Origin of the sequence: Halomonas sp. HP20-15 (assembly GCF_033446685.1) — a bacterium.
Taxonomy (GTDB): domain Bacteria; phylum Pseudomonadota; class Gammaproteobacteria; order Pseudomonadales; family Halomonadaceae; genus Modicisalibacter.
Genome location: NZ_JAWQLY010000002.1, coordinates 157,614 through 171,180 on the forward strand (window position 1 = coordinate 157,614; position 13,567 = coordinate 171,180).

The following is a 13,567-nucleotide window of genomic DNA, read 5'->3' on the forward strand; positions in this document are numbered from 1 at the left end:
CTTGGCGAGTTTTCGACAAACGTCAGGTCAGTAGGCGCTCGTGTTCGGCGTTCCGCTGGTAGTACCGTATCCCGTCGTGCCTGAAGGCCCCCCTGGATTACCGGCTTGAGAAGTATTGGCTGCGTTGTGCTGTTGCGAACTGTTCAGGAAGCGCGCCAGGAAAAACCCTGCGGCAATCGCACCGCCCAGAAATATCGCCGGCTGACGTTGACTATAGCGCTGGACCTGATTCACGAGGCTACCCAGGTCTTGCTCCCGTAGCCGCTGTGAAAGGGCGTCCGTGCAACGAGCAATGTTATGGGCATAAACGGAAAAATAGCGCTGGTCCTGTTCCTCAAAGCCCTTCGCCATCTGACGCAATACCGTCGACGTCCTCTCGACATGGTCCGCGAACATCCACTTCTGTTCATCGAACATGCCCTCGGCTTTCATTCGCGCCGCGTTTCTGACTTTATCGACAGTCTCGCGCCCCTTTTCCTTGGCCTCATGCTGCCGGGACGAGCCTTTATCGTGATCCTCGCCGGATTTCGATTCAGTACTACTGCCGGGCGTTTGCGAAGTAACGCCCGGTGAGCTGGATGTAACGCTCGGTGAATTAGTGTATTGGTTTTTACGATCTTCTGGTTCTGTCATGTGGCATCTCCCTATTTAATCCAAGTTAAATTCACTTTTAACTTTTGGATCCATGACTACTTTCCGTACTTTAAAAAGTAGTTTTCATTGCCGATCTGTCAACAGATCTCTTCACGTCCAAAGCGGCGTGACAAGCGTAGAAGATATTCAATAAAAGGATGCAACGACACCAGAATAGATATTTAAACCGAACGGCAAGCGCAACGGTCCGGCAGGCTACAACCAAGGGAGGTAGCCTGCCGGGTCGGTTTATTCCACGGTAACCGACTTGGCCAGGTTGCGTGGCTGATCGACATCGGTGCCCTTGAGCACGGCGACATGGTAGGAAAGCAACTGCAGCGGCACGGTGTAGAGGATCGGTGCCAGCGCCTCGTCGATATGCGCAAGCCGCATCACGTTGACGCCTTCCGCTTCCTCCAGGGCGACCGCCTCGTCGGCGAATACGAACAGCTCACCGCCGCGGGCGCGCACCTCCTGGAGATTGGACTTGAGCTTTTCCAGCAACTCGTCGTTGGGCGCGACCGAGATGACCGGCATTTCGCTGTCAATCAGCGCCAGCGGACCGTGCTTGAGTTCACCGGCCGGGTAGGCCTCGGCGTGGATGTAGGAAATCTCCTTGAGCTTGAGCGCGCCTTCCAGGGCGATCGGGAAGTGCGCGCCACGACCGAGGAACAGCGCATGCTCCTTCTCGGCGAAGGCCATGGCCAGCTCCTCGATGGCGCCGTCCAGACCGAGCACCTGGGAAATGGCTTGGGGCAAGCCATGCAGGGCCTGGACGATCTCGCTCTCGCGGGCCTCATCCATGCCGCGCAATCGTCCCAGCGACAGCGTCAACAGCAGCAGCGCAACCAACTGAGTGGTAAACGCCTTGGTCGAGGCTACACCGATTTCCGGACCGGCATGCGTCATCAGCGTCAGATCCGACTCGCGTACCAGTGAGCTGCCCGGCACGTTGCATATCGCCAGGCTGGCCAGGTAGCCGCGTTCCCGCGCGAAACGCAGGGCGGCCAGCGTGTCGGCGGTTTCACCGGATTGCGACAGGGTCACGAACAGCGTCCCCTCGGGAACCACGACCTGGCGGTAACGGTACTCCGAGGCGACCTCGACCTGCGTGGGAATGCCGGCATATCTTTCCAGCCAATAGCGTGCCACCAGTCCGGCATGGTAGCTGGTACCGCAGGCGATGATATGGATATGGCGGGCCTCGGCGAACAGCGCCTCGGCCTCGGTACCAAAGCTCTTGACCAGGGCATGACGCTCGCTGAGCCGGCCTTCCAGCGCGGCGGCAATGACCTTCGGCTGCTCGTGGATCTCCTTGAGCATGAAATGCCGATAGCCACCCTTGGTGATCGTACCGTCGCCATGCTCGTAGGTCTGTACGGCACGTTCCTGATGGTCGCCGCGACGGTCGAAGACGGTCACCGGCTCGCCGCGTGCGATGCGCACCACATCGCCTTCCTGAAGATAGATGAAGCGATCGGTGACCGGCAGCAGGGCCATCGGATCCGATGCCAGAAAGCTTTCGCCGATGCCGACTCCGACGACCAGCGGGCTGCCTTGGCGGGCACCGACGATCACGTCGGGCTGGGCCTTGTGGAGAACCGCCAGCGCATAGGCGCCATCGAGGGTCGCGACCACCGTCTGCACCGCCGCGAGCAGGTCCTGGGTGCGGTTGAATTCACGCGCCAGCAGGTGCGCGACGACCTCGGTGTCGGTCTGCGAGGTGAAGACATACCCCTGACCCTCGAGTTCGCGCTTGAGCGGCTCGAAGTTCTCGATGATGCCGTTGTGCACCACCGCCAGGCTCTCGCCGGACTGGTGGGGGTGGGCATTCTCTTCGCTGGGGCGCCCGTGGGTCGCCCAGCGTGTGTGGGCGACGCCCACCCGACCACTCAACGACGACGACGCGAGCCGCTCCTCGAGGGCGGCGACCTTGCCCATCGCTCGCTGGCGATTGAGTCGCGCATCGTCGGACAACACCGCCATGCCCGCCGAATCGTACCCCCGGTACTCGAGCCGTCGTAGCCCCTCGAGCAGGATCTCCTGCACGTTGCGCTCGGCAACGGCGCCAACGATTCCACACATGTTCGCTACTCCTTAATGATCGCGCTTGGGCGACTTCTGCGGACGCACCCAGTCGGACTTGCTGATCTGTCGGCCACGCGCCACCGCCAGCGCGCCGGCCTCGACATCCTTGCTGATCGTGGAACCGGCACCGACGGTCGCTCCCTCGCCGACCGACACCGGCGCCACCAGCGCGGTGTTGGAGCCGATGAAGGCATGATCGCCGATTTCGGTGCGGTGCTTGTTGGCGCCATCGTAGTTGCAGGTGATGGTGCCGGCACCGACATTGACGCCACGCCCCAGCCGCGCATCGCCGACGTAGCTGAGATGGTTGATCTTGGCGCCCTCGCCGACCGCGACGTTCTTGGTCTCGACGAAATTGCCGACCTTGGCGCCGCGCGCCAGGTGCGTACCCTGACGCAGCCGCGCGAACGGGCCGATCTGGCTATCGCCGTCGATGACTGCGCCGTCGATCACGCTATGCGCCTCGATCACGCTCCCCGGGCCGATGCGGCTGTCGCGGATCACGCAGTAGGGACCCACTTTCACGTCGCTGGCTATCTCGACCCGGCCCTCGAAGACACAGCCGACATCGATGGCGACATCGCGCTCGCAGACCAGCTCGCCACGCACGTCGATACGCGCCGGATCGGCCAGCGCCACGCCATCACGCATCAACCGCTCGGCCTCGTCGGCCTGATAAACGCGCTCCAGACGCGCCAGCTGCACGCGGTCGTTGACGCCCTCGACCTCGCCGGGTGAGCCGGGCTGGGTGGTGGCGATCGCCGTCCCCTCATCGGCGGCCATGGCGATCACGTCGGTCAGATAGTATTCGCCCTGGGCATTATCGGCCGAGAGGCGCGGCAGCCAGCGCCGCAATTGCGCGGCGGTCATCGCCATGATGCCGGTATTGCACTCGCCGATGGCGCGCTCCTCGGCGCTGGCGTCCTTGTGTTCGACGATCGCCACCGCCTCGCCATCGGCGTCACGCTTGATGCGTCCGTAGCCGGCGGGTTCGCTCAGATCAACGGTGAGCAGTCCCATACGCTGCTCGTCGACCCGTTCGAGTAGCGCCGCCAGCGTGTCACGGCGGATCAGCGGCACGTCGGCATAGAGTATTAGCACCTTGCCATCGCGGAGCCCCTCGAGCGCCTGGGCCACGGCATGGCCGGTGCCCTTCTGTTCGGCCTGGACGACGAAATTGACCCCGGCTTCGGCGAGCGCCTCGCGGACTTGCTCGCCGCCGTGGCCGATCACCACGTGCAATCGGGCGTCTTCAAGGCCGGATGCGGTGGCGATAACATGATCGATCAGCGGCCTGCCCGCCAGTTTATGCAATACCTTGGGCCGTGCCGAACGCATCCGTGTCCCCTGGCCCGCCGCCAGGATCACCACATCGAGAGTCATTACCGCTCCTATGTTCTAAAGTACCGTCTAAAGTACTGCCGATCGTTGCCTGCCATTCTACGGCGCTGTGCCTGACGCTACCAACGCCGGCGGTCGACCGCGACCATTGCCTGCCGACAGTCAGCGTTTTCCCGTAAGGGCGTCCCGTTGTGGCAGGCTCGATCGGCTTATAGGCATAAGCCGTGTTGCAAGTTCGCTCATGCGCGGAAGGCTTTCGGCAGACAAAAAAATACCCCGAGGCAAAGCCACGGGGTATTTATCACGGCGCTTGCGCGAATCAGCGCTTGCCGCTCATGCGGCGCAGCTGATCGAGGGTGCGCAGCTTGGCCATCGCCTCGGCGAGCTCGGCCGCGGCCCGGGTGTAGTCCAGGTCCGACTTCTGCTCGTTGAGCGCCTTCTGCGCCTCCTCGCGCGCCGACTCGGCCTCGGCCTCGTCGAGATCGCGTGCGCGCACGGCACTGTCGGCGAGCACCGATACCACGTCGGGTTGGACTTCGAGGAAGCCGCCGGCCACGTAGTAGATCTGCTCCTCGTCACCCTCATCGAAAACCCGCAATGGGCCTGGCTTTAGCTCGGTCAGCAGCGGCGAGTGACCGGGGATAATACCCAGGTCGCCCATCACCCCGGCGGCGATGAGTTGACTGATCGTGCCGGAAAAGATCGAGCGCTCGGCGCTGACGATCTCGCATTGAATGCTGTTCGCCATGCTTGGTCCTCTTGGATGCGCGGCTTACTTCATCTTGTTGGCTTTCTCGACGGCCTCGTCGATGGTGCCGACCATGTAGAAAGCCTGTTCCGGCAACTCGTCGTATTCGCCGTTGAGGATCCCCTGGAAACCACGGATCGTGTCCTTGAGCGACACGTACTTGCCCGGGGCGCCGGTAAATACCTCGGCGACGAAGAACGGCTGCGATAGAAAGCGCTGGATCTTGCGCGCCCGACTCACCGACAGCTTATCCTCGTCCGACAGCTCATCCATCCCCAGGATGGCGATGATGTCCTTGAGCTCCTTGTAGCGCTGGAGCACCATCTGAACGCCACGAGCGGTATTGTAATGTTCCTCACCGACCACCAGCGGATCGAGCTGGCGCGAGGTGGAATCCAGCGGATCGATGGCCGGGTAGATCCCCAGTTCGGCAATCGAGCGAGCCAGCGTCACGGTGGCATCGAGGTGCGCGAAGGTGGTGGCCGGCGATGGATCGGTCAAGTCGTCCGCGGGCACATAGACGGCCTGGACGGAAGTGATCGAACCGTCCTTGGTAGAGGTGATGCGCTCCTGCAGCACGCCCATCTCCTCGGCCAGCGTCGGCTGGTAACCTACCGCGGAGGGCATGCGGCCCAGCAGCGCCGATACCTCGGTCCCCGCCAGTGTGTAGCGGTAGATGTTATCGACGAACAGCAAGACGTCACGGCCTTCATCGCGGAAATTTTCGGCGATGGTCAAACCGGTCAAGGCAACACGCAGGCGGTTGCCCGGCGGCTCGTTCATCTGACCGTAAACCAGTGATACCTTGTCGAGAACGTTGGACTCCTGCATTTCGTAGTAGAAGTCGTTACCTTCACGGGTACGCTCACCGACCCCGGCAAACACCGAATAACCGCTGTGTTCGGTCGCGATATTGCGGATCAGTTCCATCATGTTGACGGTCTTGCCGACCCCGGCACCGCCGAACAGGCCGACTTTACCGCCCTTGGCGAACGGGCAGACCAGGTCGATGACCTTGATCCCGGTTTCCAGTAGCTCGCTGGATACCGCCTGGTCGGCATAACCCGGCGCCTCGCGATGGATCGGACTGCGCTTTTCCTCGCCGATCGGACCGGCTTCATCGATCGGCTCGCCAAGGACGTTCATGATTCGTCCCAGGGTTGCCTTGCCGACCGGCACGGAAATCGCCGCTCCGGAGTTGTCGACCTCGACGCCACGCTGCAGGCCTTCGGTGGTGCCCATCGCGATCGCGCGCACGATGCCGTCGCCGAGCTGCTGCTGCACTTCGAGAATCGTGCCGGCATCCTTGACGCGCAAGGCATCGTAGACACGCGGGATCTCGTCGCGGGCAAACTCGACATCAATCACCGCACCGATGATTTGTACGATACGTCCGCTCATGATGATTCCTCTTGAACCTATAAAAAAACTGTCCGATCGCTAGACCGCCGAAGCCCCGCCGACAATTTCGGAAATTTCCTGGGTAATGGCCGCCTGCCGGGCCTTGTTGTAGACCAGTTGCAATTCGTCGATCAGATCGCCGGCGTTGTCGGTGGCGTTCTTCATCGCCAGCATCCGCGCCGCCTGCTCGCTGGCAATATTCTCGACCACCGCTTGATAGACCTGGGATTCGACGTAGCGTACCAACAGCTTGTCGAGCAGTGCTCGCGCATCGTCCGGCTCGTACAGGTAATCCCAATGACCGGCGCGCTGGCGATCGTCCGTCGGCGATTCGTCACCGCCAAGTGGCAGCAACTGGCTAATCGTCGGCTTCTGGGTCATGGTATTGATGAAGTCGTTGGACGCGACATTCAGCTGGTCCAGTTCGCCGTTATCGAACGCTTCGAGCATCACCTGAACGCTACCGATCAGATCGCTGGCTTGCGGCGCATTGCCGAGATTGCCACGCGAGGCAAGCAGTTCACCGCCATACTTGCGGAAAAAACTCGCTCCCTTGGTACCCAGTGCACAGAACGCTACCTCGACGCCCTGCTCGCGGCGCTGACGAACGTCGCGTATCACCGCGCGAAATAGATTACTGTTGAGACCGCCGCATAGGCCGCGATCCGAGGTGACCACAATGTAACCTACCCGCTTGACCTCACGCTCGATGAAGTACGGGTGCTGGTATTCCGGGTTGGCCTTCGCCACATGCCCGACCACCCGGCGAATCTGCCGGGCATAGGGCTGGCTGGCCGCCACGCGTTCCTGGGCACGGCGCATCTTCGAAGCCGCGACCATTTCCATGGCGCTGGTGATCTTCTGGGTATTCTTGATGCTCCCGATCTGGGACTTGATCTCTTTTCCGGCTGCCATAGCGATGTCCTGTTGATCGACTCAGCCGGCGGGGCTTCGACACCCTCGAAGCCCCGCCATGGCACTCATCAGTAGCTTTGGGTCGACTTGAACGTTTCGACGCCCTGCTTGAGACCCTGCTTGATCTCATCGCTGTAGTCGCCGGACTGGTTGATCTTGTCGAGCAGATCGCCGTGTTCGGCCTTCATGTAATCATGCAATGCGCTTTCGAAATCCAGTACCTTGTCGACGCTGACGTCATCGAGGTAACCCTCGTTGGCCGCAAACAGCGACAGCGCCATCTCCGCGATGGACATCGGCGAGTACTGATTCTGCTTCATCAGTTCGGTCACACGTTGACCGTGCTCGAGCTGCTTGCGCGTGGCTTCGTCAAGCTCCGAGGCAAACTGCGAGAATGCCGCCAGTTCGCGATACTGGGCCAGGGCCAGGCGAACACTACCACCGAGCTTCTTGATGATCTTGGTCTGAGCGGAGCCGCCCACACGCGACACCGACAGACCGGCGTTGATCGCCGGACGAATGCCCGAGTTGAACAGGCCCGTCTCGAGGAAGATCTGACCGTCGGTGATCGAGATCACGTTGGTCGGTACGAACGCCGAGACGTCGCCACCCTGAGTCTCGATGATCGGTAGCGCGGTCAGCGAGCCGGTCTTGCCGGTGACTTCGCCGTTGGTGAACTTCTCGACGTAATCGACGTTGACCCGCGCGGCGCGCTCGAGCAGACGCGAGTGCAGATAGAAGACGTCACCCGGGTAGGCTTCGCGGCCCGGCGGACGACGCAGCAGCAGCGAGATCTGGCGATAGGCGACGGCCTGCTTGGACAGATCGTCGTAGACGATCAGCGCATCTTCGCCACGATCGCGGAAATACTCGCCCATCGTACAGCCGGCGTACGGCGCCAGGAACTGCATGGCGGCCGGATCGGCAGCACCGGCGGCCACCACGATGGTGTGCTCCATGGCGCCATGTTCTTCGAGCTTGCGCACCATGCTGGCAATGGTCGACTGCTTCTGACCGATCGCCACATAGACACAGGTGATGCCCTTGCCCTTCTGGTTGATGATCGCATCGACGGCAATCGCCGACTTACCGATCTGGCGATCGCCGATGATCAGCTCACGCTGACCACGGCCAATCGGCACCATCGCATCGATCGACTTGAGACCGGTCTGCATCGGCTGGTCGACCGACTGGCGGGTGATCACGCCTGGCGCGACCTTCTCGACCGCGTCGCGCAGCTTGGCGTCGATCTCGCCCTTGCCGTCGATGGGTGTGCCCAGCGCATCAACCACACGGCCGACCAGTTCGGGGCCTACCGGCACTTCGAGGATGCGCCCGGTGCACTTGCCGGTCATGCCTTCCTGGAGTTGCTGATAGTCACCCAGCACGACCACACCGACACTATCGCGCTCTAGGTTGAGCACCATGCCGTAGATACCGTGAGGGAATTCGATCATTTCGCCGAACATCGCCTCGGCCAGGCCATGAATACGCACGATACCATCAGCCACGCTGACGATGGCGCCTTCATTGCGGGCCTGGGCATCGATATCCAGTTTTTCGATGCGCCCCTTGATGATGTCGCTGATTTCGGAAGGGTTCAGTTGCTGCATGCCATGTCCCTCGACTTCAGGCGTTCAGGTCGCGCTTGAGCCTGGCCAGTCGTCCACGCACCGACCCGTCGATGACGGTATCGCCGATGTGAATGACGACGCCGCCCAGCAGCGTCCGGTCCACCGAAGTGGTCATAGTGATTTTGCGATCCAGGCGCCTTTCGAGCGCTCCTGCGAGCTTGTCCTGCTGTGCCTGACTCAGCGCATAGGCGGATACGACGTCGACGACGGCCAAGCGTTCATAGTCGGCGCGCTCCGCCTCGAACTGCTCGGCGATTTCCGGCAGCGCATCGAGCCGCTCCTTGCGGCTCAGCACCCGCAGGAAATTGCTGCGATGTTCGTCGAGCATGTCGCCGAGCACATCGATCAGCACATCCACCTTATGGCTTGCCGTCAGCCGTGGATCGCCGAGTAGGGTCCGGATACGCGGATGGCGTATCACTCCGGCGCTTTCGGCTAGCATGGCCGACCAGGCGTCCAGCGTTTGATCTTCCCGGGCCAGGGCGAATGCCGCTCTGGCATAGGGTCGAGCCTGCGTTGAGGTATCCGCCATGGAGGACTCCCTTAGAGTTCGGCCGCGAGCTTGTCGAGCATTTCGTTATGCTTTTGCTCATCGATCGAGGACTCGAGGATGCGCTCGGCGCCGACCACCGCCAGGCTTGCCACCTGCGCGCGCAGCTCTTCACGGGCCCGGTTCAGTTCCTGCTCGATCTCGCCGCGTGCGCGCTCGATCATGCGGTCACCTTCGGCACGGGCTTCCTCACGCGCCTCTTCGATCATCGTATTGGTACGGGCACGCGCCTGGTCGAGAATGCTGGCCGATTCCTCGCGACTTTCACGTAGGATTCTTTGTGCCTCGGCGTTGGCAGCTTCGAGTTCCTGCTGTGCCTGCTGAGCGGCTTCCAGGCCGTCGCCGATACGCGCTTGACGATCGTTCATCACCTTCATCAGCGGGCCCCACAGCACCCTCTTGAAGAAGTAGATGAACAGGCCAAAGCTGAGGATCTCGACGAGTAGGGTAATGCCTATATTCACCGTAACACCCCTTGTTGTGTACTCGGAGTCTACCGAACGTTAGCCGCCGACGGCTGCCTGAGCGGCGCTTACGAACGGGTTGGCGAAGGTGAACCACATGGCGATACCCAGCACGATGAACGGGAATGCCTCCATCAGACCGCCGACGAACAGCATCTGGCCGGTCAATTGGGCACGCAGCTCGGGCTGGCGAGCGATGGCTTCGATGAAGCGTCCGCAGATCAGGCCCCAGCCCAGTGCCGAGCCCAGGCCCGCCAGGCCGAGAATGATGCCTACACCGGTCGCCGTGTACGCGTAGATCATTGCAGCTGCTTGTGGATCCATTGTTGATGCTCCTTAGTTTCGAATGTAACTGGTTATGGTTAATGCGCGTCGTGACTGGTGGCCAAGGCTAGATAGACCACGGAAAGTAGCATGAAGATAAAGGACTGAATCAGGATGATCAGCAGATGAAAGGTCGTCCAGGCAAAACCAAAAGCGGCCTGCACGGGCAACATGTACCAGTGGAAACCCACCAGTGCAATCAACATGAAGACCAGTTCGCCGGCGAATAGATTGCCGAATAGACGCAGTGCCAGGCTGATCGGCTTGGCTACTTCCTCGACCAGACTCATGATGACATTGACCGGCGCCAGCCACTTTCCAAATGGGTGAGTCAAATATCCCTTGACCCAATTGACCACGCCTTTTGAACGGATTCCATAGAAAATGGTTAGACAAAATACCGAAATCGCCATAGCGAAGGTCATTGACAAATCGGCGGTGGGTACCGCACGGAAATAAACATGATGCGGGTCCGCACCGAACCAGCTACCTACCCACTGTGCCGCCAACGGCAGCAGGTCAACGGGAATCAGGTCCATGAAATTCATCAGGAAAACCCAAATGAAGATGGTCAGCGCCAAAGGCCCCACGAGGGGATCGCGCTGTGGAAAGAGCGCCGATGACTGCACATTGACAAACTCGACCACCGACTCCAGGAAATTCTGTATGCGTCCCGGGCGTTCAGTGGTGAATTGACGACCGACGCGCCATGCAAAGTAAATGGCGCCGCCTGCCAGCAACCAACTGAGGATCAGCGTGTCGAGATTCAACGCCCAGAAGCCCTCGCCGATCGACCAGTTCTGCAGGTGGTGCTGGATGTACTGGACCGAATCCACTTCTTTGAGTATTTCGCCGCTGCTCAAAATAGTAACCCCTCAATCGGCCTGCTCGATTCGACTTTAGTAAATTCCCGCAGCCTTGGCTGCGGGAAACGCATCAATTTGTCCGACGTTTCGAAACAGACGAAAAGCCCGAACGAGAACTTTGCCTGCCCGATGGCTGACAGTCTATTATTAGCCGGCTTTCGATTAGCCAGCTTTTGCACTCACGGCGATATAGCTCAACTGCGCGATGACGAAGGCTACAAGCATGGCGGGGGGATCGAGCTGCAATGTCCCCATGCCGAAACCGAACGCCACCAGGGTAAAAACGAATCGTTCCACTACCCCGGCATAAAGCGTGACGGTGCTGCGTTTCATATCGCTCGGCGCCATCGCCGACGCGCGCTTGGCGCGCCACCACGAAAGCAAGGTATTGATCAGTGCGATCGCTCCGCCGAAGGTCGCCGCCAACACCGATTCCGGCTGACCGCGCCAAAGGTAGACGGCGATCATGGCAATGCCGACCAATCCCACTTGCCACAAAAAAAGTCTACGAATATCGCGGCGCATCGACTGTCTTCCTCTCGAACCTAACGATAGCGATGTCCACGACCCGCAGCGCAAAAAATCGCAGCGAGTATACCTAGTCGCTGAAAGAGCGGCAACAGCACCATGGTCCACGACAATCAGCGCATAAAAAACCCAGTCCGAAGCGCTGAGTCATCGGCTTAAAGAAACGTCTCGAATTGAAAAAAGCCATTCGGCAGAGCATCGTAGCTCGTCATTGCCGACTTACCGCTCAAACGGCACGATCATAGGCCAACGTATGGGGGTTTACAACACGTCGAAAGCGGCAATTAATCGGTCGAAACGGCTCCCTAGCGGATATGCCCGAGAATTCCATCGAGCTCGTCGAGGCTGGCGTAGTGAATGGTCACTCGGCCCTTGCCGCTCTGGCCATGGCGAATCTTCACCGGCGCGCCAAGCAGATCGCCGAGCTTGCTCTCGAGCCGGGCCACGTCGGCCGAGGGCTTGTTGGCCGGCTTGTCCGCAGGCTTGCCCTCCTGGTATTTCTTCACCAGCGCTTCGGTCTGACGCACGGTAAGATCGTTATTGACCACCTCGTGGGCGGCCTTGCGCTGTTTCGCCCCAGGCAGCACCAGCAGCGCCCGGGCATGGCCCATGTCGAGATCGCCGCGCTCGAGCAACGTCTGCACTTCGGGGTCGAGCGAGAGCAGCCGCAGCAGGTTGGCGACCTGGGCGCGCGACTTGCCCACCGCATCGGCGACCTGCTGCTGGGTCAGCTCGAACTCCTCGAGCAGGCGCTTGAGCGCCATGGCTTCCTCGACCGGATTGAGGTTCTCGCGCTGGATGTTCTCGATCAGCGCCAGCGCCAGCGCGCTCTGATCGCTGACCTCGCGCACCACCGCGGGGATAGTGTCGAGCTCGGCGAGCTGGGCGGCCCGCCAGCGCCGCTCGCCGGCGATGATCTCGTAGCGATCCTCGCCGATCGGGCGCACCACGATCGGCTGCATCACCCCCTGGCTGCGGATCGAGTCGGTGAGCTCCTCGAGCGCTTCGGGCTGGATCTCGCGGCGCGGCTGGTACTTGCCGCGACTCAGTTGACCCAGCGGCAGGCGCGCCAGACGCTCTTCAGCGTGTGTCGAAGGTTCCCCGTAGCTGCTTTCCAGCGGCCCGTCGATCTGCACATCGGTCTCGAGCAGATCGCGACGGCGGGCGTTCGCTCCGATCAGGGCATCCAGGCCACGGCCCAGGGCACGTTTACGAGTCATGGGGCGCTCCTTGATTGTTGGCCCGGCTCAGCCAGGTTGGCCGATTGATAGCGACAGCTCATAGCGAAAGGCGACGAATGAGTTCCTTGGCCAGCACCCGATGGGCCTGGCTGCCACGCGAAAAACGCGCGTACTTGGTCACCGGCAGACCGTGGCTGGGCGCCTCGGCGACCCGCACGTTACGGGGGATGGCGGCCTTGAGCAGGGTATCGCCGAAGTACTCGCGCAACTGCTTGGTGACATCGCGGGTCAGACTGTTGCGGTTGTCGTACATGGTGCGGACGATGCCGAACACCTGCAGCGCGGGGTTCACGCTGGCCTGGATCTGCTCGACGGTATCGAGCAACGCCGAGAGCCCCTCGAGGGCATAGAACTCGCACTGCAGCGGGATCAGCACGCCATCGGCGGCGGTCAGGCCGTTGACGGTCAGCATGTTGAGCGATGGCGGGCAATCGATCAGCACCACGTCGTACTCGCTGGCCACGCCGCTGATCGCCTCGTGCAGGCAGCGTTCGCGTCCCGCGCGATCGAGCAGATCGACTTCCGCGGCGGTCAGGTCGGCGTTGCCCGGCAGCAGCGCATAGCCGGCCTCGGGGCAATCGAGAATCACCTCGGCGGCGCGCTTCTCGCCGAGCAGCACGTCGAGCACGCTGCCATCCAGCTCATGCTTGTCGACCCCGCTGCCCATGGTGGCATGGCCCTGCGGATCGAGGTCGACCAGCAGCACGCGACGGTCGAGCGCCGCCAGGCAGGCCGCCAGGTTGACCGCGGTAGTGGTCTTGCCAACGCCGCCCTTCTGGTTGGTCAAGGCGATGATCTTGGTCACGGGTGACTCCCTATCTCGACGATGATCCC

At 61.3% G+C, this 13,567-nt stretch carries 14 protein-coding genes; all 14 read right to left on the minus strand.

The window, feature by feature from the left end; genetic code table 11:
* Positions 1-27: 27 nt before the first annotated feature.
* Positions 28-633 (minus strand): hypothetical protein, encoded by a 606-nt coding sequence (locus R6258_RS03070; RefSeq protein WP_318447252.1) that lies wholly within the window; start codon positions 631-633, stop codon positions 28-30.
* Positions 634-882: 249 nt separating this feature from the next.
* The gene (glmS, locus tag R6258_RS03075) at positions 883-2,718 is read right to left on the minus strand and encodes a glutamine--fructose-6-phosphate transaminase (isomerizing) (RefSeq protein WP_318447255.1); all 1,836 of its coding nucleotides are present in this window, start codon (positions 2,716-2,718) and stop codon (positions 883-885) included.
* Between the two features lie 12 nt (positions 2,719-2,730).
* On the minus strand, positions 2,731-4,104 hold the full coding sequence (gene glmU / locus R6258_RS03080; protein ID WP_318447258.1) for a bifunctional UDP-N-acetylglucosamine diphosphorylase/glucosamine-1-phosphate N-acetyltransferase GlmU: 1,374 nt from the start codon (positions 4,102-4,104) through the stop codon (positions 2,731-2,733).
* Positions 4,105-4,381: 277 nt separating this feature from the next.
* On the minus strand, positions 4,382-4,810 hold the full coding sequence (locus R6258_RS03085; protein WP_318447261.1) for a F0F1 ATP synthase subunit epsilon: 429 nt from the start codon (positions 4,808-4,810) through the stop codon (positions 4,382-4,384).
* Between the two features lie 24 nt (positions 4,811-4,834).
* Positions 4,835-6,214: a F0F1 ATP synthase subunit beta gene (gene atpD, locus R6258_RS03090; protein WP_318448030.1), complete on the minus strand. Its 1,380-nt coding sequence runs from the start codon at positions 6,212-6,214 to the stop codon at positions 4,835-4,837.
* Positions 6,215-6,250: 36 nt separating this feature from the next.
* Complete coding sequence (atpG, locus tag R6258_RS03095; protein WP_318447263.1) at positions 6,251-7,126, minus strand: F0F1 ATP synthase subunit gamma; 876 nt, start codon at positions 7,124-7,126, stop codon at positions 6,251-6,253.
* Between the two features lie 68 nt (positions 7,127-7,194).
* Entirely contained in the window at positions 7,195-8,739 is a 1,545-nt protein-coding gene (gene atpA, locus R6258_RS03100; protein ID WP_318447266.1) for a F0F1 ATP synthase subunit alpha, read from the minus strand.
* Positions 8,740-8,755: 16 nt separating this feature from the next.
* Positions 8,756-9,292 carry a F0F1 ATP synthase subunit delta gene (locus R6258_RS03105; RefSeq protein ID WP_318447268.1) on the minus strand — a complete coding sequence of 179 codons (537 nt, stop codon included), beginning with the start codon at positions 9,290-9,292 and terminating at the stop codon, positions 8,756-8,758.
* A gap of 11 nt (positions 9,293-9,303) precedes the next feature.
* Positions 9,304-9,774: a F0F1 ATP synthase subunit B gene (locus R6258_RS03110; RefSeq protein ID WP_318447271.1), complete on the minus strand. Its 471-nt coding sequence runs from the start codon at positions 9,772-9,774 to the stop codon at positions 9,304-9,306.
* A gap of 39 nt (positions 9,775-9,813) precedes the next feature.
* On the minus strand, positions 9,814-10,098 hold the full coding sequence (gene atpE, locus R6258_RS03115; protein WP_412176351.1) for a F0F1 ATP synthase subunit C: 285 nt from the start codon (positions 10,096-10,098) through the stop codon (positions 9,814-9,816).
* A gap of 38 nt (positions 10,099-10,136) precedes the next feature.
* Positions 10,137-10,961 (minus strand): F0F1 ATP synthase subunit A, encoded by an 825-nt coding sequence (gene atpB, locus R6258_RS03120; protein WP_318447274.1) that lies wholly within the window; start codon positions 10,959-10,961, stop codon positions 10,137-10,139.
* Positions 10,962-11,126: 165 nt separating this feature from the next.
* Positions 11,127-11,489 carry an ATP synthase subunit I gene (locus R6258_RS03125; RefSeq protein WP_318447276.1) on the minus strand — a complete coding sequence of 121 codons (363 nt, stop codon included), beginning with the start codon at positions 11,487-11,489 and terminating at the stop codon, positions 11,127-11,129.
* A gap of 308 nt (positions 11,490-11,797) precedes the next feature.
* Positions 11,798-12,712: a ParB/RepB/Spo0J family partition protein gene (locus R6258_RS03130; protein WP_318447277.1), complete on the minus strand. Its 915-nt coding sequence runs from the start codon at positions 12,710-12,712 to the stop codon at positions 11,798-11,800.
* A 58-nt stretch (positions 12,713-12,770) separates the two neighbouring features.
* Positions 12,771-13,538, minus strand: coding sequence for a ParA family protein (locus tag R6258_RS03135; RefSeq protein WP_318447278.1), 768 nt, complete (start codon positions 13,536-13,538; stop codon positions 12,771-12,773).
* Positions 13,539-13,567 lie beyond the last annotated feature (29 nt).